Source organism: Bacillus thuringiensis (assembly GCF_001455345.1).
Lineage (GTDB): Bacteria > Bacillota > Bacilli > Bacillales > Bacillaceae_G > Bacillus_A > Bacillus_A thuringiensis_N.
In genome coordinates this window covers 1,794,898-1,820,393 of record NZ_CP013274.1, presented here as the reverse complement: position 1 = coordinate 1,820,393, position 25,496 = coordinate 1,794,898, and the positions used below count along the sequence as shown (strand labels likewise).

The window sequence follows — 25,496 nt, the reverse complement described above, 5'->3', positions numbered from 1 at the left end:
ATTAGTAGTTATCTGTAGCACCTTTTGCATCATTTAATACGATTGCAACACTAGCACTAGCTCCAACGCGAGAAGCTCCAGCAGCTACCATTTTGTCTGCATCTTCACGTGTACGAACGCCACCAGATGCTTTTACACCAACGTTTGGTCCTACTGTTTTACGCATTAATGCGATATCTTCAGCAGTTGCTCCGCCAGTTGAGAATCCAGTTGAAGTTTTTACGAAATCGGCACCAGCTTTTACTGATAATTCACAAGCGCGTACTTTTTCTTCATCTGTTAATAGGCAAGTTTCAATGATTACTTTTACAAGAGCTTTTCCTTTTGCTGCTTGTACTACTTCATAAATGTCTTTTTCAACGAATTCGTTGTCTCCATCTTTTAAAGCACCTACGTTGATTACCATATCAACTTCAGTTGCACCTTTTGCGATAGCATCTTTTGTTTCAAATGCTTTTGTTTCAGTCGTGCTTGCTCCTAATGGGAAACCGATTACAGTACAAACGTCTACATCATGTCCAGCTAATTCTTCAGCAGCTAGCTTCACCCATGTAGGATTAATACAAACAGAAGCGAATTTATATTCCTTTGCTTCTTCGATTACTTTCATAACATCTTCTTTTGTAGTATTAGCTTTTAAAATTGTATGGTCAATTAACTTTGCAATGTTCATTATCTTCACTCCTCATATCTTTTAACAACTTCATTCTAACTCTTAGTTGAACAAATGTAAATACACTTTTGAAATTTTGTTCATACTTTTAAAAGTAATTTTCTTGTACTAAATAAAGCGCATTCTAACTAAGAAACACTCCATATATAAAATTAAAACTTTTATATTAACAATGGTAGTATGTATCTCAATATCCATAATTATTTTAAAAACTGCAATTTGTATTTAAAAAACACTCCTATCATACATAACAAAATAAAAGGCTTTCTCAAAATTAATATCTTGAGAAAGCCTTTTATTTTTAACCTTTTTGATAATGTAACAATTCTTTAGCCGTATGCTGATCGATAATTAATACATTTGCATACCCACCACGTAACGCACCATCAATTGCTTTTATTTTTCTATTACCACCTGCAACTAAAATAGAGCGTTTCTTTAATTTCAGTTCTTCTAACTCAATTCCAATAGTCCGCTTATTAATTTCTTCGCTACTAATATTTCCGTCTCCATCAAAGAAACGTGAACAAATGTCACCGACCGATTGTTTTTTGAGTAAACTTGTTTCATCCTTATCGAAATAACCTAATCGGAATAATAGCGCTTCGTCTCGCACTGTTCCTACAGTAAAAATTGCAATATTCGCTTGTTTCCCCATTTCGATAATGTGATGAATATGTCGATCCTGCTCTACTAATTCTTTTGTCACTGCATTATCAAATATAACTGGAAGAGGTAGGTTTCTTGGCGTCGTTTGAAAAGCATCTGCAAATAAAGCTATCGTCTCATTCGCATATGTATTTACACTCGAATGACTAATACCACCTTTTAGCTGGACAACTTCTACACCTTTTACATGTTGCGGTACAATTTTTCTAGCGATTTCATACATCGTCATTCCCCAGCTTACACCAACGATATCACCGTTTTTAACCGTCTTTTCCATATACTCAGCTGCATATTTACTTATATACTCTGTAATCGTTGCATATTCTGGCACTGGAGAAAATACGACATGTGCCTCTAACAAGTTGTACTTTTCTTTCAGTAAATTCCCAACGTTATCTAAATCAGCAAATGGATCAGCTATACTAATTTGAACAAATCCTTTTTCTTTCGCGTACTTTAACAATCTAGAAATCGTCGGTCTTGAAATATTTAATTTGTTAGCAATTTCTTGCTGACTATAATCTGATTGATAATATAATCTTGCAACTTCAACGCTTAATTGTTGTTTATCTTTATCCATAGTAACTCAATACAAATCCTTTCCTGTATTTCCCTTTCGTTACAAGCATTATACAGCTTTATGCAAGAAATTTCGACTACCGAATTTTATCTACCTTAGCTTCTATCGCACTTATTACATACAATGAAACCTTATTATGTAGATTTACAAACTCAATATAGATACGCTTGAAACATGTAAACTAATAAATAATTAATTCATCCTTTTTCTACAGTAACGATAACATATCCATTCAAAATGTACGGTAGAATCAAGTTATTTAACATAGAAAAGTTGTATATGAAGCCTAGGATATCACAGACTGTTTTTTCTCATACCTATGGAATTCCCATCCGTTCTCCTGTAAGAGATTGAACTAATGAAACAATAATTTTATTATTTAAAATACAAACTCTCTACAGAACAAAGAATATATATTATGTATCCATGGATATACAATCCCAATCTTCATTTTTATAATTAATTAACCAAAACAAGCCTCTTCGTCTTTCAATAACAATACTTTCCTGCATACCTGCAGTTGCTTCTCTCGCATTAATTCTATCATGTACACAAGCCCAATGAAGCCGATAAATGAGGTCGGCCTCGTCCAAAATCTCTCCTGCACTGCGCAATCTTGTTTGTTGATAAAATTCATTAAAAGAACTACAATCAGAAACAAGTTTAATTGCATAATGACAGTCACAGATTTCTCTTGGAAATTTCAGTGTATTCACGAGACCTATTGACCAAAGTAAAACCCATTGGGCTTCATACTGCCATGCAATCTGTATCGCTTCTGTCTCGTCAGGTTGCTCTGAATTCAGGAAATTTCTTTCCTGCTTTGTTAATGATTCAACCACATCGAATTTTTTTAACAGTTCCATGACGAACTCTTTAGAAGTTTTCAAATCACCTTCTTGGGCAACATCACAAGCATATTGTATGACAATCAGCAAAGCTACTGCTCTCTTCGTAATTTCTTCTCGACTTCTTAACTCAATACTTGTCAAAGGAGGCAATTGAGGCAATCCTTCGATATATGGAATCCCTTTATCTTGCAGGTAACTTATCGATTTTTGTCTTCTTTTCTCCCCATCGGTAGAAGTACTATTCTGTCCCATTATTTTGTTCGTACATGCTTGAGGAGTAAATTCTGAAGGACCAGAGGATCCATCCGGAAATACGATTACTTTTCCATCATTCCCGATAAGAGTTCGATTAGGGATAAAACCAATACCATTTACCTGATTAAGTAATTTAAGAAACAGCTCCACGTATTCATCACTATAATCCTTCTTCGTCTCTATAGCGATTATGGTATTAATTACAGAAATCTGTGCCAAAACTGTCCTCTTAAGATGTTCTTCTTGAAATTCAATTTGATCGTACATTTGCATCATTCCAGGAATATTATTGGAAAAATAATCAGGAGATGATTCTTCAGAATCCACCCGAATAATAATTTTATTTTTGCCAAATAGTCTTTTCGATTGAATAGTATATTCATTTTTATTGCGGTCAACCTTGAACCCATCTTTGAAAACTTGAGTAATGAAACCTTCTACATCACTTGTATCATTCCTTGATGCAAATATCGTAAAAAATCTCAATGTTCCCCCTCCTCTATTGCCTATTTTCTTCTTAGTTATTAAATTTAGAAAAACAAAAGAACATAAAATGTTTAATATATTATACATGATTAATATATTAAACAGCCTTTTTATTATGGCTTGTCCTTCAATTACATTCCGTTTGATTGACTGCGTTTTTAATATAAATAATTATACTATCCAGTTAGGACGCCTCCATATACCCATCAAGTTAAGAAAAGCAAATACCCCAAAACAAAAAATAAGCTTTTTTGTTACAAGTTAGTACAAGATTTCGTTCTGGGGTTACTATAAAATTTTAGCTTGATGGGCATAGGGTAGCACCACATCACTATCAAGCTAGCAGAACAGATTGCCCCCTAAACGAAAATTTCGTAGCTTTTTTAGCGCGGAAGTTCATTATTATCGTTTTTTATGTTTCTTAACTTGATAGAGGTGTGGTGAATCCCTTTTTTAGAAGAAAATACTTCTAAAACCTTGAAGTATTTGAAAATCAATTTTATCTGCTTTTGTCCTTTGAATAATAAAATCTAATCCATTTTTGGTATTGTCCGCATATTTAGGCATTGCTTCAAGAGTATCTGTCAGTGGTTTGTTGAAATCGTCCCAATGTATTGGAATAACAAGCTTCGGTTGTACTTTTCGTACAGTTTGCTCGTAATACGTATTTTGGAAAGTACTTTCCTGCTTTCCTAATACCCCTATTCCTAAAAACAAGACATCAGCTCGAATATCATCTAATGCCCCTTCTATATAGTTAGCACTTGGTTTAACAAGGAAAGTTTTATTATTATACGTAATCAAGTAATCATATGAAGAATCTTCATGATAATCTAGGGCTTTAGCTGGTTGTTTAAGTGGCTTTTTTATTTCTTCTCCTTCATCAAAGGTTGGTGAATGTTTCGATGGAAGGACAGTAACAGTAAAATCCCCAAACTTCATAGCCTTATTTACTTCATATATAGACATCTGATTCTTATTTATATCACCACCAATACCTATGTTAATTGCTGATTCTGAACCATATACATGTGTTCCAGTTCGTTTAGCTATATAAGCTAAATCAAACGCATGATCATAATGTGTATGTGCAATAAATAATCCCTTAAGATTATTATTATCAACCCCTATTTGATTAAAAACTTTATCCGCAGTATCTTCATCTGTTTTTATATTGCTGAACAACATTTTTGGTAAGGATGGCCTAGAAATAAAACCATCAATCATTAATTGTGTATTTCCATCATCAAATAGTAAAGATGATGTTCCTAAAAATGTGACCTTTACCTCACCTTGATTCAATACTTTTTGTGTTGTTTTTGGAGCATAATACTCCTTGTATTGGTGAATATCTGCTGAAGGTGTTAAAAACTTATAATAAACGAAAATAGAAGCGATTATTACTAGTACTAATAATCCTATAAAAAACACTCTTAATTTTTTTCTTAATGGGTATTTCAAAAAACATTCTCCTTTCTAGTCAAAAGATATTATTGTTTGACTGTGCTAAATCCTCCTACTTGAGGTTACCACAAAGTATCTATAAAATTAAAAAAACGCCATTCTTTCCTATGATTCTACAGAAAGAATAACGTTTTTTTTCATTTTAGGGGGAATTCTGTTTTGTTAGCTTGATAGTGATGATGTAGTACCAACAAAATGCGAATTTTGTACTCTAAGAAAAATTTGAATCCAATAAAACCTCTCCGTAAACGTCCAATAGCTTTAAAATATACCAAAATTGAGAAATATGAAAAAGACACTCCTATGAGTGCCCTTCTTAGCAACTAAGTCCGCTGCAGCGACTACCATAACCCATATGAATTTCTCCTGTAAGAGGATATTTTAAGTTCATATTTAATTATTAAAATAAACCGCACCAAAGTTTTCATTAAATTTTTTACACCAAACAGAAACCGAACCATATTCATTTACATCTATCCCTTCAGGAATTTCGTAGTTTTGGTCTCCTTTATTTCCCTTTAATTTTCCTAATTCAATATACTTATAGTTTTTCACGTCTTCATTATTTTTCAAACGATTTGTAGGAACTAATACAACTCGTACATCTGGCCCATTAGATGTTGCAAAATTAGAAAGTCGTAAAACACGTTTTCCATCCGCTAATTGGTGAATTTTTGCCGTTCCGGCTGTTTCATGGACACCGTTTTGAAACTGACCTTCCCTTATTACTCGATCACTTTGTTGCTTTATTTCAGTTGATTGTATCTCTGCTTGTGGCAATGATTCATTTACGTGCTTATCAATAAATAATTTCTCTGGTCGGAACAATGACCATAAAATCCCCAATACAATTATCAAACTACCTATAAGCCATACATATTTTCTTTTCATAAAGTAAAAAACCTCCTGTAACATACTGTGTAGTAGTATATTAACAAGAAGGTCTTTCATTTTTCTAACGTAAATGTTACAAAAGTCTTTCAGCTGTCTTATTTTTTTCGGATGTGATGGGAAGAGTGAACCAAAATTCACTTCCCTGCTTACCATCTGCGCGATTCCTTACACCAATTTCCCCTTTGTGCATTTCAATTAATGATTTTGCAATGGCTAATCCAAGTCCGGAACCTCCAGATTGTGAACTTCTTGATCGGTCTGTTCTAAAAAAACGTTCAAATACACGTAATTGATCATTTGGAGAAATTCCTATTCCTTCATCCCGCAAAGTGAATTGGACCTTTTGAGTTAGTTTATTTTCCACTACAGTCAACTCAATTGTTCCAGAGATAGGAGAATATCGAATTGCATTATGTAATAAATTACCTATGACCCTTTCTATTTTACAAGGCATAATCAAAAGTCGAGGTAATGTATCAGGGACATCCAATTGCACATGGATTTGTTTGTCGCCTAATAAGACAGAATGTGACTCTAATACCTCTAATAGAACTTTATCTAAATGTGTGAAACTTGGGTGAAAATCTACTTGCTCAAACTCTAACTTTGAAAGATCAAATAAGTCGTTAATTAATCCATTTAATCTTTCTATTTCTTTTAAAACCGTTGCTAAGTATTGCTTTTTCATTTCAGGATCTTCAATCAGGTTATCTTGTAATGCTTCTATCATCATTTGCATGCTAGCCATAGGTGTTCGTAAGTCGTGTGAGATATTGGTAATTAGCTCCTTACGAGAGTTTTCCTGCTCCTCTAACTTAGTAAACCCTTCTTCTAATTTTTTTGCCATCTGTTGAAAGGCTGTTGCTAATTCTTTAAACTCACGTGGTTCTTGCCCAATTATATACATTGTTTCAAAGTGTCTATCACTAAATTGTTTCGTCAATTTTATTAAATTTTGTATAGATCTCATGATAGGGCGTGTCATTAACCAATAAATAACCGTTGAAATAATGAATGCCACAAATGCAATTACTGTTAATAACCGCGTTTGTTCCGGTTCAAGTAACATTTTGGTCTCACTATACCATATAGCAATTACCATAATACTGGTACTTAATAGATTCATGAGTAACAATTGAATACGTAATCTCATGTTTCATTTCCTCCATTTGGCTCAAAGCGATATCCTATACCCCAAACCGTATGAATCCAACGATTCTTTATCGTATGCTTCTCGAGCTTTTCACGTAAACGACTCACTAATACGGTAACTGTGTTTGATGCCCCTTCATGTCCAAAATCCCAAATTAATTCAAGAAGCTGCGAGCGAGAAAATACTTGTTTTGGATGCTTTGCCATGAGATAAAGTACCTCAAACTCTTTCACCGTTAACTCCACTTCCTTATCACAAACAAGTACATATCTTGTCTTTGGATATATTTTTAAATCTGGAAACTCTATTACTTCCAACAAGGATTCTTTCGCTTGTATTGGTACATGACTTCCTCTTCTTAGTATAATTTGAACCCTTAATACTAATTCACGAGGGGAAAATGGCTTGGTTAAATAATCATCTGCCCCCATTGTTAAGCCTAAAATTCGATCCCTTTCCTCTCCCTTAGCAGTTAACATAATAATAGGGACATTTGACTGTTGACGAATTTCCTCGCATAATTCCCATCCATCTTTTTTTGGCATCATTAAATCTAATATAATTAAATCTGGTTGATGTGTAAGAAATAAATCCCAACCTTCTTTACCATTTACAGCGGTATAAACTTCATATTCTTCTCTTTCTAAATACCGTTTGCATACTTCTCGAATATTTTCTTCATCTTCTACAATTAAAATTCTTTTCTTCATATACTATCCTCACTTCTTTTTCACCAATAACACAAAATTTTTTCTATTATCCAATAAAAATATCTTTATAGGTAAAGATATAGAAACTAATCACATAAATAAATCAAAATTCCACATTTCAGCCTCTAAACGAATGAAAATTCAGAAAATATATCATGTAATACAGATAGTAATTTTAACATTTGATTACTTATATGACTAGATAAGTATTTAAAATAGTAGTTACTAAATTATATAAATTAAAAGAAATGAGTCCGATTTAACATCGAACTCATTCCTTATTAGTAACCTAAATTATTGTATTTAACTTTTCGGATTCAATTCATTTCCGTTTCTTTTTCCAAACTTAGCAACAGCATTACTACCTATTACTGAACTCTTGATAGATTCCATGCTATAGTATCAGTCCCATTCTCTCCATTACCATATTTCATATAATCGATTAAATATCCTACCTTTAACTTGTTTCCATTAGATAGTATGTTCCATTGCTTATGGTGTCCAGTGAAATTCTTTGGATATGCATGATTAAATTTAAAAGTACTTGCGTTCTGTTTTTGATCTAAATGGATATAACTATCTTGAAGTTTTAAATATGCATAATCTGCATAAATAGGATTTTGAAATTTAATTAATACCTCTTCATCCTTTTTAATTGGCTTTCCAGGTTTAGGTTGACCTACTCTTTCAATAATTACATTCACTTTTTCATCGCTAGATTTTTCAGACCAAAGATACTCCCATTTATTCCCGGCATGATGACTTCCCCAATAAGCTGTATTTCCATATGAGGCCACAGTATAAGGAACTCCTTCTGTAACAAATTCACCTGAATTATCTACTACATAATCTTCAAATTCTTTATTAGCTTTAATTTCAGTATCAATCTTTTGTATAGGCGTTAAATTGTGTGCGTCATTGATTTCAAATGTAACTTTTCGGTGCGCAGCAATTTCAGATTTAATAGGGTGTATATTTTCTCTAGACTCATATGTAAATCCATTCTCACGTTTAACTAGTGTTACTGTTTGTGACGGAGCATACCATTTCTTGTTATACGTAGTAGGAATCTCTTTACTAACTCCAAATAAACCAGGTAAAATTGTTGCCCTAATCTTTTGAGTCACAGAATCATAACTACCTTCTACTAATGTTGGTTGCTGAAGTTTTGCAAAAGCACCGTGTACAGAGTCTTTATGTAAATAACCGCGATCTCCCTGTCCCGCTTTTAAATCGTTTAATGCATCAGTTCCATTATTAGCTGAAACCACTGATACGTTATTAGTATTTTTAGCCTTGTTTACAATATGATTTACTTTTTTCGTATCTATATTTACATGTTGAAAAACTTCGTTATAGGATAACACTGGCTTATCAGCAAGGGATTTGTCTTTAGGAGTATATACCCTAAACTTTGGTATATTTCCTATATCTGTTTCTAATTGTTCAGTAGCTGCATTCACTCTAGACTCATATCTCCCTGAATCCCCCAAATGCATAATTTCTTCACCTTTTTCAATAGATAAATCCATTGTACTTGTAGGTAAAACTTCAATCGAAAGAAGTTCCCCTTGTTCAACAGCTTTTAATTCATCCAAAGATAAGACAATATTTGCATCTGCTTGTCCTTCTAAACTGTCAATTACTACTTCTGTTTTATTCCGTCCACCTTTTTCTGTACTTAAATAGTTTGCTTTATAACGATCTTGTGTTGCCTTTACAGTATTAATAATTTTGTTTCCTAAACGAATATTAAAATGTGGGGAAACATTTTCAGCAGATGCTGTTCCTACATTCTTATATTCCAAATGTACACGTAATTTTGCTGCGTTCGCTGTATCCACAGTTGTTGCAGTAGACCAATCAAAATTATTTGTATAACTCTCCGTTTCCGTAGTTGTTTTTGAATATCCATATCCCACATTTGCTGAAACACTTCCGGAAGGAACAGGGCCGGCTGCTGAGCCTTCTACACCACCTGAACCACTTAAACCTACATTAAATGAATGTTGTGTAGATACACTTTTTTCCCATCCTCTGCTAACTGATCCGCCATTATTATCCGTAATGGTTGCAATAGGAATTACTTCAATTCGTTTGACACCAATTTGCAAATTAGGTATGTTGGCAACTATCGGATTGAAATTAGTATCAGAATCGTTGTTATAATTCTCAACCTCATACATATCAGTAAAAGGATCACCATCGGTATTTGCATTCATAGGATTCGATATAAATTTTGGTTTCCCTTTATCCTTCTCAGGATCCCATGCTTTCGCTTCATTTTTTCCAGTTTGTGAATTGAATTCAATTTTATATCCATTAATCTCTAAGTCGTTAGAAATACCATCTTTGTCCCAATCATTGTTTACCATTTCAATGTTTTGTGTAATGAGCGAACCTATCTCCCCATCAGATCCGAGCGTGAAATTCTTATCTTCTTTTTTTGCATTTGCATTCTCTTTGAATATTTCAACTGTAGCTCCTGGATTCGGTTGTTTTACATCTGCTAAAGCAGGAGATGCTAGAGTCAGTGCCATCGATACACTACCTAATACACTAATTGCTGGCCTCAATTGTTTCATTGTTATTTTTCCTCCTTGATTTCTAGGTCAATTAGAACACCTACTAGTAAGATTAATTTCATCATATATAACAAATCTTTCTTTTCTCTCTCATAACTGTTAAAAAAGTCTCTCGTAAATATTACAAAACACTTACAGAGTTTTTAAAAACTATAAAATATATATATGAATCATCAAAAAGCAGTAAAATAACGAAAGTAATAGATATGTCTGAATCACTTGGATGAAATCACTAGCATGTTCTATGGTAAAGACTAGCTTCATGGATGGCTAAGGAATAATTTTGTCCCGACAACAAAAACTAACAGAAAAAAACAATGGTATATAAAGGAGATTAGATATGCTGAAAAAGATAGGCATAATTTTTCGATTGCTCCTCTTTGTATTTATCGCTGTATGTTTAGTTTTGTTTGTTTGGGGTGAAATCGACAGAACAGTAGCTGAAAAAAGTGGGAGATTTGCCCAACAGCCTAGCCAATACCCTATTCGTCAAAGTGATATTACTATGTATACAGATGGGAAACAGTTAAACAATCAATTATTCTCAGATATAAAGCAAGCAAAACATTACGTGTATATTAGCTTCTTCTCTATTGCTGATGATAAAGTAAGTCATCAGTTTCTAGATTTGTTGAGGCAAAAAAGTCAGGAAGGTGTAGAAGTATACTATGCAGTAGATAGGCTAGGAGGAATTTTACTAAAGAAAAAGGAAAGAGAATTATTAGTAAAAAAAGGAGTTCATTTTACGTATTACAATAAGCCTGCTTTTCCTTATCTTTTCGCTTCTTTGGATCATCGAAATCATCGTCGTATTTCAGCTATTGATGGAAGGATTGGGTACATTGGCGGATTTAATATTGGCAAGAAGTATTTGGGAGAAAAAGCAAAACTAGGTCACTGGAGAGATTATCACCTTCAAATACGAGGAGAAGGAGTTCAAGATCTAGAACACCAATTTGTTTTAGATTGGAAGAAAAACTCAGAGAAACCGATTCCGATACACAGTGCGACAAAGGAAAAGGGAACAACCTCGCATAAATTTACTGCATATTACAGCGGAGAAAAACTTGGGCAAGATTATGCAGGGCTGTTTCAACAAGCAAAAGAGTCCATCATTATAGTAACACCTTATTTTATACCCAAAGACAAAACTATTTGGAACGCATTAGTAGATGCAAGAAAGAGGGGAGTTCGTATCAAAATTCTGTTCTCACCTCATTCGGATGCACTTTTAGTTAAAGAAGCAGCGTACCCATATATCCGAAAAGCATTAAAACAAGGAATGGAAGTATATGGTTATAAAAAGGGAGTGTTACACGGTAAAGCATTCTTGATTGATGAAAACGTATTGATGGTTGGGACCGTGAATTTTGATTCGCGCTCGTTTCATTTAAATGAAGAAATAAACTGTTATATCCATGACCCTGACTATATTTCTAAAATAAAGCCAGTCATTAATGTAGACTTACAAAATTCAAAGCGAGTAACATCCTCTGACGTCAATCAATTATCTATAAAAGAAAAAATGAAAGAAAAGGTTGCAAAAATGTTTGAGTATTATTTGTAAAAACAAAGGAGTTAGGTGGGAGGTAAACTGCCCGTAAAATCCCAATTGGTGAAGGCTAATAATCAGTGGGGGATGATTAAATCCCCCACTGATTACAGTTTCACTTTATCATATTTTAAATGTATACTTTTCTTCCTAATTTTAAGGATATTAGGGGAATTAGGATAAGCCCAATGTTTATGAGGATTTGAATGTCAACTAATGTTCGGAAGTTTATTTTGGAGTATTTGAAAATAGCATAAATTGTGGTGAATTAGTGTATCTCAATGATTCTACATAGAATGTATCTAAGCTGAACAAAAAGGAAACCCTTCTAATTAGTTTAGAGGGATTTCTTTTGTTTATAAGGGAGTAGCACCACATATCCATCAAGCAAGTATTTTGAAGTGTCACCAAAACGACAATTTTATTATTTTACAGTTATTTATGAGAATTTAGCTCGGTTTTTTCGTTTTGAGGAACAACCGATTTCTTAACTTGATGGGTTTACGGCAGAACCCCAGATATATAAATCTAACTATGATAAGACCTCTACAAAAAATCTAAAGATGACTGCGTTTTATTGATTATACTGAGGCTCATCTTGTTGAATCTCCTGAACACGTGGTTCTAAAGAATCAATAATTGTCTGCGCTTGCTGAGCTGCATTTTGATACAGTTGTTTTGCTTGCTGATTGTCAGTATCAAGAACGAATCCTTCTAAACATGCTTGAGCACTTTTTAATCCAGAAATAGTTTGCTTAAGCTTTGTAATTACTGTCATAATTAAATTCCTCCTTATAATTGTGAATTCACTATTTAGAATCGCTATTTTCTACTGAAAATATGATTTCTAAATCTTGGTTATCTTTATTGAAGGAATAGTGCTACACAGCCATCAACTAAAGAATTTTATTATGCACCAAAACAAAAAAATGTACATTTTCTCCTGGAGATGACAATTTTTTTCGTTTTGGGTTATTTGCTTTTTTTAGCTTGATGGGCATGTGGTGATACCCCATCGCCATCAAGTTAATAAATTGATTGTTCCCTAAAGCAAAAAAATGAACTTAATTTTCATAGATAAATATAGAGAGAAGAAATTCTGTTTTTGGGGTACCTCAAAATCTTGGCTTGATGGGCATGGGGTAGCGTCAGGCAAAGTCGGATTTAAGTTCACTCACACTAGATGTGAAAGAACCCAATAAAAAAGCAATGACCCTTTTTTATAGTTATGATGTAATCACTACAAAAACATAATAACCAACCAAAAGATCATTGCAATGGATAACATTATTTGCTTACAACTAAAGGTTTATAAACTTTCTTGTCAAACAAATACATAATATGGCTAAGTACCAAGAAAAATACTATAAGGCCACCGATGTAGACAAGGGATTTTGCTCCTATTCTGTCATAGTCAAAGAAAAAGTAAGCATAATGTACTGGCTTCCCATCAATTGGCGATATATTGTACACATATCCCATTAGACCTGCGATAGTAGCAAATGCCACATATGAGAGCGGGTATATCAAAACATAATATACATCTCGGTATTTTAAATGATTAGATTCTGTAAATAGAAAATAATCTACAAGGCAAAGAATAGGTGTAATCAAATGTACTGCAAGATTATCAAATTTCCAAAGATAAAAACTTCCACCCATTGTAAAGGTAGTAGGAGCAAGCAACACCCAATAAACGATAAGTGTTAAAAGTAAATCAATTACACATATCATTTCAAAGCGTGGAAAATAGCCAGCACTTCCCGTCTTACCATCATTTATCAATCCCTTAACTGTACGTATAGTAAGTATACTAAACAAGATCAGTGCTAAAAAATTACTTTGGATAGTATAGTACATAAATATCTTAAAATTCATTTCGCCCGATTGGATGCCCATACGTGATAATAGACCATATAATGCAAAAATAAGGCTACCAATTCTAAATAATAATGCTATAACTCTATTACGTATCATACGATTCCTCCTAATTTATATTAATATCATTTCATTCAACCAAATATTCACCCATCATTTCATCTTAAATTTTCACATGAAACGTTATTTTAGCGTTTTAGCGAAGCTTTGTCAAAAATTTACTCTTACCTTCATTTGGATTTTCAGATTGATTGTTACTATTCAGCCTTAATGATTAAATAAAAACTATAAATAGACCAGTCTATAGTTGAACTGGTCTACCTGTAAATACCTTTTCTATTGATTCTAGAACAGAGAGTTGTTTCCTTTTCTTTTACAAGTCTCAACAAAGCTCATAACCGTGCAATACAATTCATTTCCGCTTTGTTTTCTAAAGCAACCTGATACCTTCTGTTTCATCTTGCATTTTCGTAAATCTCGCTCGGAAAGATTATTGTTATATGCTACCTTGAAATCCCTGAAGAATAGCAAATGATTCGATTTATACTTCGTTAATCTGTTCAGGAGAGTCTTTTCGGATTCCTTGGCATATTTCCCTTTAGTTTGGATATTTTCTTCATACCCTTTACTAAGCAGATTATCATATCTGGTTTCGTATGCTATAATTTCTTCTTCAGGGTAGCAGGTCGTTGCAAGAGTAAGTGAATGCTAGTGAAATATATAATGGTTGAATGCAAAAATAGGAGAATAAATGGTTCACATAACGACTATCTACTTAGTTCATCATTAAATTAGAGTTAAATTATTTTTTGAGGTATTTTTATTAAAAAGGTATTTTATTTGTTTGAAAGGAGTTAGAAAAGTGAAAAAAAAACATCAAGAACAACCAACCTCATGGAGGCCTAGAGGTTTTATTCAATGGTTACTGACAATCCTTGCAGTAATTGTATTGCCTATTATCAGCATTATGACATACTATATTTGGAATCCAGGCGGTTTTCCTAATATAATGAGTGCCCTCGGAGCGGGTGCATTGATAATACCTACGTTGCTATTAGGTATAACTGTTGTGATAATCATTTTATTAGTATTAGCTGTCTGGAGGAAAGCTTTACTAGCTCGTGCAATTTTGATCCCTTTAGTTTTATTATTAAGTTTTCTAACTGTCGAGCCAATCATTAAAATGTTAAACTATGCAAAAAAAGAGAATGTTTCCGTTTCACTTAGTTCTCATTTTTTTGGTAAGACAGAAATCACATCAAAATTCACACAGGACGTCGTATACGAAACAACACCTGATGGCGTGGAATTAAAGCTTGATGTATGGCGAGCCCATGGAGACTCAAAACAATCACTACATCCCGCTATTGTAAAAGTGCATGGAGGTGGATGGGTTGAGGGTGATAAAGAAAAGGCCCCTCACTGGAGTCAATGGTTAAGTGAATTAGGATATACTGTGTTTGCTATACAATATCGTATGCCACCTCATGCAGGATGGAAAGATGAAGTAGCTGATGTAAAATCAGCAATAGGATGGGTAGCAGAACATGCGGATGCTTACAATATTGATCCTGAAAAAATAAACGTAATGGGACAGTCAGCAGGTGGAAATCTAGCTATGCTAGCCGCCTATAGTATGGGAGATACAAAGTTACCTCCTTCAACAAATGTACCATCAGTAACTGTTAACTCTGTGATTAATATATACGGTTTGTCTGATATGGAGGGAATTTATAAGAATAGCCCAAGTCCTGATTATATGCAAGATGTAATGGAAAAATATATTGGGGGTACACCGTCACAATTCCCTGATCGTTATAAAATACTTTCTCCGATTAGTTACATTCAGGAAAAAACACCTCCTACTATTACACTTTTAGGAACAAGTGACCGAATTGTACCAGAAGAACAGGCTGAAATTTTGGATAGAAAACTAAAAGAAAATAACGTTTCTCATGAACTTTATCTTCTTCCAAGAGCCGACCATGTTTTTGATGGAGCACCAGATAGCTTGAGTACTCAGTTTGCTTATGAAAAAGTAAAAGCCTTTCTTCAAAAGTATAATAAATAAACATGGGGAAGAATAATCGGGGAAGGTTTATTTACATCATTGTAAAAATTTAAACAAGCATTTTGATGAGTTTTTTCAAAATGCTTATTTTTTAGTATAAATCCAGTATTTATAGTTTTGGAATTTGATTTACACTTCCCAGTGTAGGTGCTCCTTCTAGGCCTAATATGGTATTAGTGGAAAAAACACCTATTGGAAGATTAATATTTAGTGTAATGAGTGCATTTGCGGAATTTGAAAGAGATATGATCGTAGAACGTACACAGGAAGGAAAAGCGATTGCGAAATTAAATCCTGATTTTAGAGAAGGACGGTCAAAGAAATATAATAAGAAACAAATAAATCATGAGTTAACATTATTAACGATCCATTCTTATAAACAGGTGGCAGAAATGACAGGAATCAGTGAAAGTACTTTGTTATGGGCGAAGAGGGCGCGAGATAAATGTAATAAAGAGGGGAGAATATGTGAAATACAGTAAGGGGTACCACCATATTGCTATCTTGATAGCAGAACAAAATTCCCTTAAATTAAAAATTACGCTATTCTATTTGTAGAATCATAGGAAAGGATGGCGTTTTTTATGTCTGTTTCTGTGTCTGACGAATTGCAACTATTTGCTCAAGAGATTCAAAGTTCCCTATCTCCAAACACCTTACGGTCTGTTGCGCGAAGTGTTGGTTTTGTAAAGCGGATTAGTAAATATCAAGCACAAGATTTAGTCGCTTTATGTGTATGGATGAGTCAAAATGTCGCGACAACTTCCTTAGCTCAGCTATCTAGTTGTTTAGAGGCATCAACAGAAATACTTATCAGTCCTGAGGGACTGAATCAACGATTTAATCCAGCAGCTGTACAACTTTTACAACATATATTAGCTGAGCTCTTAAACAAAAAATTAACTTCATCTATGTCAATTGCTTCTCCATGTACTTCAATTTTTAAGCGTATTCGTATTCTAGATTCTACGGCTTTTCAACTTCCAAATATATTTTCTTCCGTTTATCCTGGTGCGGGAGGTTGCAGCCATACTGCAGGAATGAAAATTCAACTTGAGTATGATCTTTTAAGTGGGCATTTTCTACATATTCATACAGGACCAGGGAAACAACATGATCGAACTTACGGTTCCCTTTGCGTACCCACTGTAAAAGAAGATGATTTGTGTATTCGGGATTTAGGCTATTTTCATCTGAAGGATCTTCAATATATACAGGATAAAAAGGCTTACTATATTTCTCGCATTAAATCTAATACACGTATTTATCAAAAAAATCCCAATCCTACTTATTATCAAAATGGAAAACTAAAGAAGGGAACAGAATATAAACAGGTAGATATGGAGGTAGTAATGAATTCTCTTCAACCAGGACAAACATATGAAATATATGATGCTTATGTAGGAATGGTCGATAAAGTACCAGCTCGTGTCATTGTTCATCGACTTACAGAAGAACAGCAACAAAAAAGATTGCGGGATCAAGCTATACGAGAAAAAAAGAAAGGAATGAAGTATTCTCCCCGTAGCAAACGACTCAGTGGTATCAATGTATATATGACAAACACGCCTATAGAGATTATCCCGATGGGACAAGTGCATGATTGGTATTCTTTACGTTGGCAAATCGAGATTTTATTTAAAACTTGGAAATCATTCTTTCATATTCACCATTGTAAAAAAATAAAACGAGAACGATTAGAATGCCATTTGTATGGGCAACTGATTGCCATTCTACTCTGTTCTTCTACTATGTTTCAAATGCGGCAATTACTTCTTATGAAAAAGAAACGAGAACTGAGCGAATATAAGGCCATATATATGATTAAAGATTACTTTCTTCTTCTTTTCCAAGCTATACAGAAAGACACCCAAGAGCTATCAAAGATTCTAATTCGCCTGTTCAACCTCCTACAGCAAAACGGGAGAAAATCTCATCGATATGAGAAGAAAACAGTCTTTGATATATTAGGTGTCGTTTACAATTGTACCATGTCTAATAATCAAGCGGCTTAATTCAAAAAAATGAAACCCGTTAGGGTTTATTTCGTATGCAAATCTTTAAATTCCTTACACATAACCTTTAGAAAAAAGAAACACTCTCTACTATAATTGACGTTGTATGAGCTTAGCTTGATAGCGATGGGGTATCACCACATCACAATCAAACTAAGAAAAGCAAATACCCTGAGATAAGAAGCTCAGTATCTTTAGCATAAAATGTACATTTTTTTGTTCCTAGGTGTTATAAAATTACTCCAAAACAAAATTTCGGTTTTATGGCAATGAGCCCCCTATCGTAACGTTATCAATATTTAAGTTATAGAAGCCAATAAAATAAAGGAAAGCATATATTACCATGACTAATATATGCTCTCCTTTTATTCCATTACAGTAAACATTTTTGAAAAATATCCAAGATTTTATTAGCTGGTTAGTAGTTGAAGAAAAATTTGTTCCACAGCCCTTAAGTTATAATACCTAAAAATGAAATTGCTTAGTTAAGAAAAAAAATGAAGTATCAATTTTGTTTAAATTATCTAAACTACCTTGATTTTTTCTTATACAGCAAATGCGCCAGATGATTAAGGAACTCATTTTTGAAGATCAAGTTAGATATGTATATAACATTAGTATGAAGGTGTGAAATCAACTATAAAATTGTAGCTTTAGAATAAATGAAACGAAGAATAACTACCATTATTTATCTCTCATTTCATTTACATATTTATTTTTGGAAAAACAACCTAACTCCAAATATTAATAATACTGCGCCCGTAATACCCTCAATTGTACGGTTCACTCGTTCTTTTCTTAAAAAAGTTCTTAATTGACGTATGAGTGCGATATAAAGTAAATACCATATTGCTGTCAAAATCGTAAATGTGAGCCCTAATAAAAGAAATTGGAAGAAATGACTTTGATTACTCACAATAAATTGGGGGAGAAAACTTAGGAAAAATACAGCCGTTTTTGGGTTTAAGATTGCCGTTGTAAATCCTTGTCTAAAACTTTTAATAGTCCCAATATCCCTAGAGTTCATTTCCACTGAAACTGACATATCTTCTTTTTTAGAAAAAGCACTTTTAATTGACTTTACAGCTAAGTAAATTAAATAAAAAGCCCCAGCATATTTTATAAATGTAAATAACATAGCAAATTTCATTAGGATAGCAGAGAGTCCTAACGTAGCCATTATTGTATGAATCATCATTCCAGATACCGTTCCTAAAACGGTCTTTATCCCACCGTTTTTACCATGTGAGATAGTATTTTTTGTAACTAGTGCAAAACCGGGACCAGGCATCATTATGATTAGCATTGCTGTAAGGATAAATAATAAATAATTTTCCATGTTCTGGTGTTTCCTTTCCAATTTTTAGTTTTGATTACATTATAGCTTTTTTCATTAAAACATTACATATAAAAAGCTTGATCAGAAGTATATCTAGGTTATTAGTATCAATTTGACTAAACATTATCCAAAAGCTACATTGATAAAACACACGGAAAATTTATTTATCAAATTACAAGTCCAACTCTCACTAAAAACGAGATAAAAAATAAACAGAGGAACTAGTCCACTGTTTACTTCGCCACGCCTTCATGTAATTTTTCTGTATAATCTTTTACATCTTTCCAGCTATCTTTTGCTGTATGTAAATCTTCTTTTATAAATGCAAACTCTTCAGGACTAATTCCTTTTACGTTTTGTAGTAAATTATTATATTTTGCACCTACTGTATACCATTGATTTGATATGTTTTGTAGTGCTGTAATTGCTGCATCAATTGTTTCAGTCATATTTGTTGTTTTATTTTTCACATCTGTCAAAATTACGACTTCTGCTTGCGCTCCCGAAATTCTATCCTTTAAATTTGCTATTTCTCGTTCTGCATTTGCGATATCTTTTTTCGCAATCGCAATCATCGGTCCACCAGCAAGACATGTTATTAACGCTACACAAAGTACACCACCAGCAATAACCATATCATTACTCTTTTTAATCGAATCGTTATATGTATTGATTTGTTGCTCTAGAGCCGGGATGCCCGCATTCGTACTTGCTAAAATTGCTGTTAATTGATTTGTATCCTCTTTAAAACTATTTGTGTCTTTCGCCATTCTATCGCGAAAAGCTTTCAAATTACTTAGTAATACATCTACCTCATTTTGATTCTTTACAATATCGGCATACAACTTTTCTAAATCCGCTTTTAATTTTCCGCTATCCTTTTGATCAATCGCTACTAGCATGTCACTATAATACGCTTGAAAAGTATTATTGTAATCAATTATATTTTGATCCGTTTTCATAATTTGAGGCTTCATACTATTTAACCAATACGCCGCATTAATTTTTGCATCTCTTTGATGCTGAATCATATTCCCTTTAAACTCACCATTAATCGAACTTATTTTGCTCAAATCAGTCTCTTGTTGATTTTGAATTAATTTTGCATATGAATCCATTGCGAATATGCTCGATGTCGTTTGTGCCATTACATCTTGGAATCCTGCTGGTCCGAGAGAATAATTTTTGGCATTTTCTTGTAACACCTTTACATTTTGTTCTGCTGCAAAAGGATGTAACGGAAATGCATTACTCGTTGCTACTCCAGCAATCATTAACGTTAAAAGACATTTTTTATAAAATCTTTTCTGCATACTTTTCACCTATTTTCTTTATAAGGATATAAAAAGCTCCTGCTCACTACTGAACAGGAGCTCTCTATTATTTAAAAATCTCTTATCTATACGTAATGCTATAACAGTTTAATTATTATTATGCTTTTTTCGTATCTACTACTTTAATATCTTCAGCATAAATCTTTTCTGCATAGTCTTTAATGTTTTTCCAGCTATCTTTTGCAATGTTTAAATCTTCTTTAATGAAAACAAGATCGTTTGGACTAATTGCATCTACATTTTGAAGTAATGAATTATATTTTGATCCCATTGTATACCATTGATTTGAAATGTTTTGCAACGCTGTAATTGCAGTATCAATTGTATTTGTTAAATACTCAGTTTGTGTTTTAATGTTCGTTAATCCTGCTACTTCTAATTGAGCAGTTGTAACTTGTCCTGTTATTTTTTGAATTTCAGCCTGTGCATTATCAAGCTCTTTCTTCGCTAATACGATACCAGCTGTACCACCGCCTACAGCCGCTGCGCCTCCTGCAATTAATGCGACTCCTAGCGGCGTTCCTGCTCCCGTAGCAATAACTACTGCACCACCGATAATTGCAATTGGCCCTAAAGCTGTCGCAACAGATGAACCGATAATAATTGCATTATATTTACTAATCGCTTCATTGTACGTTGTAATTTGATTTTGCAGAAGCGGGATTCCAGCGTCTTGACTAGCTAAAATAGATGTAATTTGATTTGCATCACCCTTGAAGTTTTGCGTATCCGAAGTCATTTTATTTCGGAATTTCTTCAAGTCTTCTACTAATTGGTCTACTTGTGCTTTATTTTCATTAATACTACTTGATAATCTGGTTAAACCTTTCGTAAGCGTTGCTTTATCTTTTGCATCAACCGCAGCAACTAAAGTATCATAATAGTTTTGGAATTTCGTATTGTAATTAATAATATTTTGATTCGTTGAAATAAGCTGTGGCTTTAATACATCTAACCATTGCTTCGCATTTCCTCTCGCTGTATCTTGATGCTGAATCACCTTTCCTTTTAAAGCCGCATCAACAGACGATACATTACCAAAATTAACATTACCTTGTTTAATAATTGTTAAAGCGTACAGATCCATTACTAAAGCATTTGAACCTGTTCTTTCCATTGCATCTTTTAAGCCTTCTGGTCCTAATGAGTATTCTTCATAATCATTATAAGCTTTTGCTACCGCATGAACTGGAGCTTGTTTCACTGTACTTTCAGCTGCATACGTATGGGCCGGCATAATATTTCCTGCTGCAAATACTGCCATAAGTGCTGATAGAGCCATTACTTTATAAGGTTTTTTTGTCATTTTTCTTCTCTCCCTATATCGTTACTTATTTCTAATGTACTTCAACGTTTGTAACGTAATCTTCAAATTGATTCGTTTGTTTATTCATTTCATCACTAACTTTTTTAATTTGATTGAAATGTTTTTGAAGTAAACTACTGTCTGTATACGTGCCTTCTTCAACATTCTTTTGAATTTGGATCATATTGTTGTTTAAAACTTTCCAATCCGTTAATAACGTTTCTAAAGTTGTAATTTGACGATCAATTAATTCTGTAAAGCTACTTACTTGATCTTCAACGAATGTAATTTGTGTCGCCTCGGCTTCAGTTTGTGATAATTTTTGAATAAGTGGTAGTAGCTCTTTTTGCTTTTGCTGAATGCGAAGAGCTGCTTCTCTCGTTTGACTATCTGCAGCATTTACAATTTCATTACTTAAAGTACCGATAGAAACGAAATCGATTGTTTTCGTCTGCGCAGTTTGATTTGTAATTGTAAATACTTGTTTACCAATATTAATAGAACCTTTAATAATTTCTTGAGGTCTATTCAAAATAGTCGTTAATTCAGCTTGAATTTCTCCTTGAATTCTTTTAATATCTTCTCTTAATTTCACAATATCTCCACTTGATCCTTGCAGTGTTTTTATTGCTTCATCAGCTTTAATTGATAAGTTGCTACTATCTTTGTCTAATACCGTTTTAAATCGATTTAACTCTAATAAATCTTGCTCCATACTCTCTTGGATGCTTTGTACTTGGAATTGTAATTTTCCATATGCACTTGTAAAATCTGCTTTTGACTGTTCATCTTCATTTATGTTTCCTGCTAGTTCATAGAGCTTACTATAATAACTATTAAATCTAGTACTATATCTCATCATCTCTTGATTTAAGTCAATTAGCTTCGGATTATATTCATCAATCCACTCTCTTACATTTGCCTTTGCAAACTTTTGATGATTCGTCAAACTACTCATCGCATTCACCTTAATATCTGGCTGTTGTAAAATAACTAGTCCATATGCTTGTATAAGTGGTGACTGTGATCCTAACATTCTAATTGAATTGGATAATGTATTTGGAGCAATTACATTTTGTGCATATACTGTTTTCACTTCTGTTTGCTCCCCCTTAGCGTAAGCGCTTACAGGAATAAAACAACTCGTAGATACTGCTGTAACCAATAACCCTGTAATTAAAGTCTTTTTCACTTTAACTCCTCCTATGTATTAGCAACTATTACTATCGCATTTTATTATTCTATTTTCTTGCACATAATTTGAGATGGTTAAAATAGAGAACGTTCTCACCGCGATCCATGTATGAACCACCTCTCTCAACTTTTATTGCTATAGTACTTACTTATTGTTATAAAACATTTCATATGTGATTAGTATGAATAACATTGTATAAAATTTCTATTTTATAGCCATTTCCACATTCACACAGTGAATATATTACATAAAAATATTATTCATTTTAAACTAAACAACGTACGTAAATATGAAATTCCGTTTTGTTTTCATATAAGTTTTGTACTGTAAGGTCATTTAAACACAGCTATTTATCTATCGTAAAGAAGTATTTTCATTCCCTTTATTTTCAAGCTTTCATGTCCTTATTTCAAAATATAATCCGCTTCACTTTTCCAATTGAAATATCCATATATCACAACAAAAACCTCTATTTACTAACAGATATAAAAATTATATTAATATATCTTTTAGGCTCATATGCAATTATGCATAGCGTATACACAAAAAGGATAGCTTCACTTTCGTAAAGCTATCCTTAAAAAACCTTCTTACTTTTTCAAATGATATGGAACTGTCGTAATAACAACATTTCTTTTATAAAGTAAATAAGCACGAATGAGTAAACTAGATTGATTATGAAGAATGTTATGCCAACCTTTTTTCGGAATAAACTGTGGTATAACGACCGTAACTCGGTAATTTGATTCACTCGCTTTATACTGTACTGTATCAATAAACTTTGTTAGCGGCTGAATAATACTTCTATAATGAGAATGTAATGTAACAAGCCTTACTTCAGGTTGCCATTTCTTCCATTTCTCTTCAAATTTCTTTTCCTCTTCTCTGTCAAAAGCAACATATACTGCGATAACTTGATCTGCCGAAAGAGATTTCGCATAGTTCAATGAATTTTCTACTACATGCGTCATACCTGCTACAGGAACGACAATTACATTCCCCTCAATTGGAATAAGAGGTTCACAAGTTTTTAAACTTAATTGATCACCCACTGCATCATAATGCTTCTTAATTCGATGAAACACGAAGATAATAACAGGTAAGAAAATAAGAATCGACCAAACTTGTGCAAATTTAGTTAAAAAGAACATGCTCATTACGATAAAACTAATAACTGCACCAATTAAATTAACCGTTAATCTTAATGCCCATCCTTCAGGTTTTTCGCGAAGCCATTTTAATACCATACCACTTTGAGAAAGGGTAAATGGAATAAATACGCCTACTGCGTATAACGGAATTAAATGCTCTGTTTGCCCTTGGAAAGCCACAATTAAAATAATCGATGCAATTCCAAGTATAATAATTCCATTTGAGTAACCTAGGCGGTCTCCTCTAATCGTAAACATTCTTGGTATAAACTTATCTTTTGCAAGGTTTACTGCTAATAACGGAAACGCAGAATATCCTGTGTTAGCAGCAAGGATTAATATTAAAGCTGTTGTACCTTGTATGAAATAGTACATGAAATTACGTCCAAATGTTTGTTCAGCAATTTGTGAAACAACTGTTACTTCTTTACTTGGGGTAATTCCGTAATAATAAGCTAAGAAAACAATTCCTGAAAATAAAACTGCAAGTAATGCACCCATTGCAAGCAATGTTTTCGCTGCATTGTTAGGTGCAGGATCCTTAAAGTTTGGAATTGCGTTAGAGATTGCCTCTACACCTGTTAAAGCCGAACTACCCGATGCAAATGCTCGTAACAGTAAAAACAAACTAATTCCTGCAACCGGCGTTCCAATTGGCGTGTGTAAAGTCGGTGAAACGTGTCCCGTTAAAATATTATATATCCCTACACCAATTAATATAAATAGTGCTAAAACGAATAAATAAACAGGATATGCTAAAACGGAAGCTGATTCCGTTACCCCTCTTAAATTTAAAATAGTAATAAATATAACAAATATAATCGCAATGATTACATTATGTGCATGTAAACTAGGAAAAGCAGATGTTAGCGCATCTGTACCTGCAGACACACTTACCGCAACTGTTAAAATATAATCGACCAATAAAGATCCTCCAGCAATTAAGCCTGGATTCATTCCTAAATTTTCTTTTGATACAACATATGCGCCCCCGCCATGCGGATAAGCAAAAATAATTTGGCGATAAGATAAAATAAGGGCTGTCAATAATACTAATACCCCAACAGCTATCGGAATAGAATACCAATAAGCGATTGCTCCAAGACCTGCTAAAGCAATTAATATTTGCTCTGGACCGTAAGCAACCGATGATAAAGCGTCAGAAGACAAAATTGCTAACGCCTTCGTTTTATTGAGCTTTTGTTCTCCAAGCTCAGTTGATTTTAACGGTCTTCCAATTAAAAATCTTTTAATAGATGAAACCACTGCTGTCCACTCTCCAATAATTTTGTACGAACTTTTCTGCTAGTTACAGCGGATAAACTATTTCTTCAG

19 protein-coding genes and 1 pseudogene are annotated in these 25,496 nt (G+C 33.4%); 4 read left to right on the top strand and 16 right to left on the bottom strand.

What is annotated here, in order from left to right; all coding sequences use genetic code 11:
• Window position 1: 1 nt before the first annotated feature.
• From deoC to ATN06_RS09530, 8 genes are all read right to left on the bottom strand, one after another.
• Window positions 2-673, bottom strand: a complete 672-nt coding sequence (deoC, locus tag ATN06_RS09565) for a deoxyribose-phosphate aldolase (protein WP_001017444.1) — start codon at window positions 671-673, stop codon at window positions 2-4.
• A 301-nt stretch (window positions 674-974) separates the two neighbouring features.
• Window positions 975-1,922 (bottom strand): DNA-binding transcriptional repressor DeoR, encoded by a 948-nt coding sequence (locus ATN06_RS09560; RefSeq protein ID WP_000356564.1) that lies wholly within the window; start codon window positions 1,920-1,922, stop codon window positions 975-977.
• Between the two features lie 416 nt (window positions 1,923-2,338).
• The gene (locus ATN06_RS09555; RefSeq protein ID WP_060630434.1) at window positions 2,339-3,514 is read right to left on the bottom strand and encodes a DUF4272 domain-containing protein; all 1,176 of its coding nucleotides are present in this window, start codon (window positions 3,512-3,514) and stop codon (window positions 2,339-2,341) included.
• A gap of 453 nt (window positions 3,515-3,967) precedes the next feature.
• The gene (locus ATN06_RS09550) at window positions 3,968-4,975 is read right to left on the bottom strand and encodes an MBL fold metallo-hydrolase (protein WP_060630433.1); all 1,008 of its coding nucleotides are present in this window, start codon (window positions 4,973-4,975) and stop codon (window positions 3,968-3,970) included.
• Window positions 4,976-5,371: 396 nt separating this feature from the next.
• Window positions 5,372-5,869 (bottom strand): DM13 domain-containing protein, encoded by a 498-nt coding sequence (locus ATN06_RS09545; RefSeq protein WP_060630432.1) that lies wholly within the window; start codon window positions 5,867-5,869, stop codon window positions 5,372-5,374.
• Between the two features lie 76 nt (window positions 5,870-5,945).
• Window positions 5,946-7,025, bottom strand: coding sequence for a sensor histidine kinase (locus ATN06_RS09540; protein WP_060630431.1), 1,080 nt, complete (start codon window positions 7,023-7,025; stop codon window positions 5,946-5,948).
• Complete coding sequence (locus ATN06_RS09535) at window positions 7,022-7,735, bottom strand: response regulator transcription factor (protein WP_000746049.1); 714 nt, start codon at window positions 7,733-7,735, stop codon at window positions 7,022-7,024. Before ATN06_RS09535 ends, ATN06_RS09540 begins: the two co-directional genes overlap by 4 nt.
• 368 nt (window positions 7,736-8,103) lie before the next feature.
• Entirely contained in the window at window positions 8,104-10,320 is a 2,217-nt protein-coding gene (locus tag ATN06_RS09530) for a binary toxin-like calcium binding domain-containing protein (protein WP_060630430.1), read from the bottom strand.
• A gap of 340 nt (window positions 10,321-10,660) precedes the next feature.
• Between ATN06_RS09530 and ATN06_RS09525 the strand changes: the two genes are divergently transcribed.
• Window positions 10,661-11,887, top strand: coding sequence for a phospholipase D-like domain-containing protein (locus ATN06_RS09525; RefSeq protein WP_060630429.1), 1,227 nt, complete (start codon window positions 10,661-10,663; stop codon window positions 11,885-11,887).
• Between the two features lie 559 nt (window positions 11,888-12,446).
• On the opposite strand, the gene ATN06_RS09520 is transcribed toward ATN06_RS09525, so the two are convergent.
• The 3 genes from ATN06_RS09520 to ATN06_RS29795 all read right to left on the bottom strand — a co-directional run bounded on the left by ATN06_RS09520 (window position 12,447) and on the right by ATN06_RS29795 (window position 14,413).
• Window positions 12,447-12,650, bottom strand: a complete 204-nt coding sequence (locus ATN06_RS09520) for a DUF1657 domain-containing protein (protein ID WP_018765626.1) — start codon at window positions 12,648-12,650, stop codon at window positions 12,447-12,449.
• Window positions 12,651-13,159: 509 nt separating this feature from the next.
• Window positions 13,160-13,849, bottom strand: a complete 690-nt coding sequence (locus ATN06_RS09515) for a Pr6Pr family membrane protein (RefSeq protein WP_060630428.1) — start codon at window positions 13,847-13,849, stop codon at window positions 13,160-13,162.
• Window positions 13,850-14,095: 246 nt separating this feature from the next.
• Window positions 14,096-14,413, bottom strand: coding sequence for an IS66 family transposase (locus ATN06_RS29795; protein WP_420480580.1), 318 nt, complete (start codon window positions 14,411-14,413; stop codon window positions 14,096-14,098).
• Window positions 14,414-14,612: 199 nt separating this feature from the next.
• Here ATN06_RS29795 and ATN06_RS09510 point away from each other — a divergent pair, with 199 nt between their 5' ends.
• The 3 genes and pseudogenes from ATN06_RS09510 (at window position 14,613) to ATN06_RS09500 (ending at window position 17,836) form a co-directional block, all read left to right on the top strand.
• Window positions 14,613-15,821: an alpha/beta hydrolase gene (locus ATN06_RS09510; RefSeq protein WP_060630427.1), complete on the top strand. Its 1,209-nt coding sequence runs from the start codon at window positions 14,613-14,615 to the stop codon at window positions 15,819-15,821.
• A gap of 164 nt (window positions 15,822-15,985) precedes the next feature.
• A pseudogene (locus ATN06_RS09505) lies at window positions 15,986-16,303 on the top strand (recombinase family protein); the annotation flags it as partial.
• A 102-nt stretch (window positions 16,304-16,405) separates the two neighbouring features.
• Window positions 16,406-17,836, top strand: coding sequence for an IS4 family transposase (locus ATN06_RS09500; RefSeq protein WP_060630426.1), 1,431 nt, complete (start codon window positions 16,406-16,408; stop codon window positions 17,834-17,836).
• A 712-nt stretch (window positions 17,837-18,548) separates the two neighbouring features.
• On the opposite strand, the gene ATN06_RS09495 is transcribed toward ATN06_RS09500, so the two are convergent.
• The 5 genes from ATN06_RS09495 to ATN06_RS09475 form a co-directional block, all read right to left on the bottom strand.
• On the bottom strand, window positions 18,549-19,175 hold the full coding sequence (locus ATN06_RS09495; RefSeq protein ID WP_060630425.1) for a LysE family translocator: 627 nt from the start codon (window positions 19,173-19,175) through the stop codon (window positions 18,549-18,551).
• Window positions 19,176-19,408: 233 nt separating this feature from the next.
• Window positions 19,409-20,488, bottom strand: coding sequence for a non-hemolytic enterotoxin NHE subunit C (gene nheC, locus ATN06_RS09490; RefSeq protein ID WP_060630424.1), 1,080 nt, complete (start codon window positions 20,486-20,488; stop codon window positions 19,409-19,411).
• 118 nt (window positions 20,489-20,606) lie between these two features.
• The gene (gene nheB, locus ATN06_RS09485) at window positions 20,607-21,815 is read right to left on the bottom strand and encodes a non-hemolytic enterotoxin NHE subunit B (protein ID WP_060630423.1); all 1,209 of its coding nucleotides are present in this window, start codon (window positions 21,813-21,815) and stop codon (window positions 20,607-20,609) included.
• A gap of 31 nt (window positions 21,816-21,846) precedes the next feature.
• Window positions 21,847-23,007: a non-hemolytic enterotoxin NHE subunit A gene (gene nheA, locus ATN06_RS09480; RefSeq protein ID WP_060630422.1), complete on the bottom strand. Its 1,161-nt coding sequence runs from the start codon at window positions 23,005-23,007 to the stop codon at window positions 21,847-21,849.
• A 593-nt stretch (window positions 23,008-23,600) separates the two neighbouring features.
• Window positions 23,601-25,427, bottom strand: coding sequence for an APC family permease (locus ATN06_RS09475; RefSeq protein ID WP_060630421.1), 1,827 nt, complete (start codon window positions 25,425-25,427; stop codon window positions 23,601-23,603).
• Window positions 25,428-25,496 lie beyond the last annotated feature (69 nt).